The sequence below is a fragment of the Bacillus sp. AFS055030 genome, from assembly GCF_002574545.1.
In the GTDB taxonomy this organism is placed as follows: domain Bacteria; phylum Bacillota; class Bacilli; order Bacillales; family Bacillaceae_G; genus Gottfriedia.
On sequence record NZ_NUGT01000042.1, the window covers coordinates 1 to 3542 of the forward strand.

Below are 3542 nucleotides of genomic sequence, written 5' to 3' on the forward strand. Positions count from 1 at the left end.
AGTTTTCAAAGATCATCTTGTTTTTTAACAACTTATTCAGTTTATCACTTTCGACAATTTCTGTCAACAGTTGTTTTTTTCTTTTTTTGTTATCGCCATCAGCGACGTATATAAATATAACATCCCCACGATAATTGGTCAACAGTTTTTAGAAACTTTTTTTATATTTTTTATACGATATAAATTCCGATTACACTTAACGCTACAATACCTGGTACACCTAATACACTTAAGAATGTGCAAGTAACAGCATTAATCGGAATATGAAAATTATTAGAAGCTAAAGCATAGTTTAATATAAACACGATCATGACACATACTATACCTCTTAGTACATACCTACTAATTAGTTTTAAAGCTTTAACTGGCAGACCTACTAATAATAGAAATAAAATTACAAATAATACAACCGAAATCATAATAATACTATTCACAAAAAAAACTCCCCTCATATAACTTGTACACCTTGTACTAAGATTGTATGAGAAAAGGAACTATTCAATGACAAAAAACATTAATAAAAAAGAGTCTATTGCCTAAGCAATAAACCCTTTTACTTATTTCATTTTTGTTATTAAAACGTTTCTAGCCTTTGCTTCTTTTAATAAGAAGAAGTATTTAGCCTGGTAAAGTTTAATATGGATTAGTAGATCATCTGGTGGATCCACACTTCTTTCCATTAACTCTACCTGACTTAAGTAAATATCTTTGTAGTCATGTAGTCTATCAACTAACTTTTCATCAAATTCTTTACGAATCTTACCTTTTTTTCGAAAAAAACCCATGGTCTCTCTCCATTAATCAGTTTCTAAAGTTCTCTTCTACCTTCCAGAGCTTTTGAAAGTGTAACTTCATCTGCATATTCTAAGTCTCCGCCTACTGGTAGACCATGTGCGATTCGAGTAATTTTAATACCCGTCGATTTTAATAGCCTAGAAATATACATAGCAGTTGCTTCGCCCTCTATATTCGGATTGGTTGCTAAAATTATTTCTTGAACTACATCATCTTTTAGTCTGCTCAATAATTCCATAATTTTAATATCTTCCGGTCCAACACCCTCCATTGGTGAAATCGCACCATGAAGTACGTGATATAACCCTTGATACTCTCTCATTTTTTCCATAGCAATAACATCTTTTGTATCTTGAACTACACATATTGTAGATCGGTCTCGATGTTGATCACTACAAATATAACAAGGGTCTTGGTCAGTTATATGGCCACATTCTGAACAGTAAAGTAGTTTTCTTTTCGCATCTATCATTGACTTTGCGAAATCTAACACGTCGTCTTGCTTCATATCTAACATAAAAAATGCCAGTCGAACGGCCGTTTTGGGACCAATCCCTGGCAATTTCATAAAACTGTCTATTAATTTTGAAATCGGTTCAGGGTAATGCATTTGTCTTAACCTCTAAAACAATCCTGGAATATTCATCCCTTTAGTGAATTGCCCCATTGTTTTAGCAGTTGCCTCTTCAATTTGTTTAATCGCATCATTTGTTGCAGTTAAAACTAAATCTTGTAGCATTTCGATATCTTCTGGATCTACAACTTCTTCTTTAATAGTAACGTCTACAATTTGTTTTAATCCATTAGCTGTTACAGTTACCATTCCTCCGCCAGCTGTACCAACAAACGTACGCTCATTTAATTCATTTTGAGCTTGCTCCATTTGCTTTTGCATTTTTTGCATTTGTTTCATCATATTATTCATATTGCCCATTCCGCCACGCATCATTTTCATTTCCTCCAATATAGTTATTCTTTGATAATGACTAAATCTTCACCAACAAGATTAATTGCTTCTTGTACGATTGGTGAAACTTCTGTTGAAGTCTCTTTTGGTTTTGATGTATTTAAAAATGAATCCCTAGTCGATCTCCAATCTTCTTCGGGAATTGCTAACATACTCATTTCTGTACCTAATAAATTAGATAATGTTTGATTAATCGTTGTTAAGTGCTCTTGTTCCCCATTATTATTAATTAAATCACAAATAGTCTCTGATTTAAAAGCAACAATACATTGTTCAGAAGAAGCAGCCACAACTTCACCATACGATACTAAAGTCGCAGTTGAAACTTTATTTTGTTGCCTCAATTGATCTTGAAGTGATGACCAAACTGCTAAAACCTTGTTTTTTTCTGGTTTAGAGGCAGCTCTTAATACACCTTGTATCATACTATTTGGTATTTTTGAACGAGATGCACTTGATTTCGGTTTTGAATTAGTAGAGGAATCATTCGTTCTACTAACCGTAACACCATTTTCTTTTAAAAACTTTACCTCTTTTTCAAGAGCGTTAATTTTATTAATTAACGGTGTTAGCTCGTCTTGCTTTTTGCCAATATGACTCACAGAAGCTTTTTGACAAAGTTGTACTATTGCCACCTCAAGTAAGACTCTCGGATGATTAGTCCATTTCATTTCTTGCTGACTTTTATTTAAAGAAGCAATAATCTGATATACTAACTCATCGTTGTATGCATCACAAAGCTCATTAAATCGCTCACTAACTGTTGCTCTCTCAAGTAATTCAATTGTACTTGGTGAATGCTTATATAATAGAATATCTCGATAATAAACTGTTAAATCCTCTATAAACCGAACTGGATCTTTACCTTGGTTTAATAATTCTTCAATATTAGTCAAACAAACCGATACATTACCATCTATTATTGCTGAAACAACTGATATTAAACGTTCTTGAGCCACTGTACCTGTTACCGCTAACACATCATCTAATGAAATGGATTCGTCGCTATATGAGATAGCTTGATCCAGAATGCTTAGTGCATCCCTCATTCCACCTTCAGCTGCACGAGCTAACATCATCAAAGCTTCTGGTTCAATTGTTGTTTGCTGATGATTCAGTACAACTGTCAATCGATCCGAAATCGTTTGAGCACTTATCTTATGAAAATCGAAACGTTGACATCTTGATAGAATCGTCAATGGTATTTTATGTGGTTCAGTAGTAGCTAATATAAAGATAACGTGACTTGGAGGCTCCTCTAATGTTTTTAATAATGCATTAAAAGCCCCAATTGATAACATATGGACCTCATCTATTATGTACACTTTAAATTTGCCTACAGAAGGAGCGTATTTAACTTTTTCTCGAATATCACGTATCTCATCTACACCATTGTTTGATGCAGCATCAATCTCAATTACATCCGAAATAGACCCATCAGTAATTCCTTTACAAATGGCACACTCATTACAAGGTTCATTCGTAGGTGCTTTTTCACAGTTTAAAGCTTTTGCGAAGATTTTTGCTGTACTTGTTTTACCTGTACCACGTGGACCTGTAAACAAATATGCATGTGATACTTTTTGCTGAAGAAGGGAGTTTTGTAACGTTCGTATAATGTGATCTTGACCTACGACATCTTTAAATTGCTGCGGTCTCCACAAACGATATAGTGCTTGATAAGTCAATTGATTTCCTCCTTCTTACAAAGTCATCATTATTATACCCTATGTAATGATTTCATGGAAAATATTTTAAAGAAAAAACATAACCACCCGTG

The 3542-nt window shown here is 33.7% G+C and carries 5 protein-coding genes; all 5 read right to left on the bottom strand.

Annotation, left to right across the window (positions count from 1 at the left end):
- Positions 1–170: 170 nt before the first annotated feature.
- The 5 genes from CN925_RS15335 to dnaX all read right to left on the bottom strand — a co-directional run bounded on the left by CN925_RS15335 (position 171) and on the right by dnaX (position 3450).
- Positions 171–434, bottom strand: a complete 264-nt coding sequence (locus tag CN925_RS15335) for a pro-sigmaK processing inhibitor BofA family protein (protein WP_180232981.1) — start codon at positions 432–434, stop codon at positions 171–173.
- A 123-nt stretch (positions 435–557) separates the two neighbouring features.
- On the bottom strand, positions 558–785 hold the full coding sequence (locus CN925_RS15340) for a YaaL family protein (RefSeq protein WP_098847125.1): 228 nt from the start codon (positions 783–785) through the stop codon (positions 558–560).
- Positions 786–808: 23 nt separating this feature from the next.
- Positions 809–1405 carry a recombination mediator RecR gene (gene recR / locus CN925_RS15345; protein ID WP_056471203.1) on the bottom strand — a complete coding sequence of 199 codons (597 nt, stop codon included), beginning with the start codon at positions 1403–1405 and terminating at the stop codon, positions 809–811.
- Positions 1406–1417: 12 nt separating this feature from the next.
- On the bottom strand, positions 1418–1744 hold the full coding sequence (locus tag CN925_RS15350; protein WP_098847128.1) for a YbaB/EbfC family nucleoid-associated protein: 327 nt from the start codon (positions 1742–1744) through the stop codon (positions 1418–1420).
- 20 nt (positions 1745–1764) lie between these two features.
- Positions 1765–3450 (bottom strand): DNA polymerase III subunit gamma/tau, encoded by a 1686-nt coding sequence (gene dnaX, locus CN925_RS15355; RefSeq protein ID WP_098847131.1) that lies wholly within the window; start codon positions 3448–3450, stop codon positions 1765–1767.
- Between the last annotated feature and the right edge of the window lie 92 nt (positions 3451–3542).

What these genes read in the sequence shown, in the direction of transcription:
- CN925_RS15340 (WP_098847125.1), bottom strand. Translation starts at nt 785, where the DNA reads ATGGGTTTTTTTCGAAAAAAAGGTAAGATTCGTAAAGAATTTGATGAA.
- recR (WP_056471203.1), bottom strand. Translation starts at nt 1,405, where the DNA reads ATGCATTACCCTGAACCGATTTCAAAATTAATAGACAGTTTTATGAAA.
- CN925_RS15350 (WP_098847128.1), bottom strand. Translation starts at nt 1,744, where the DNA reads ATGATGCGTGGCGGAATGGGCAATATGAATAATATGATGAAACAAATG.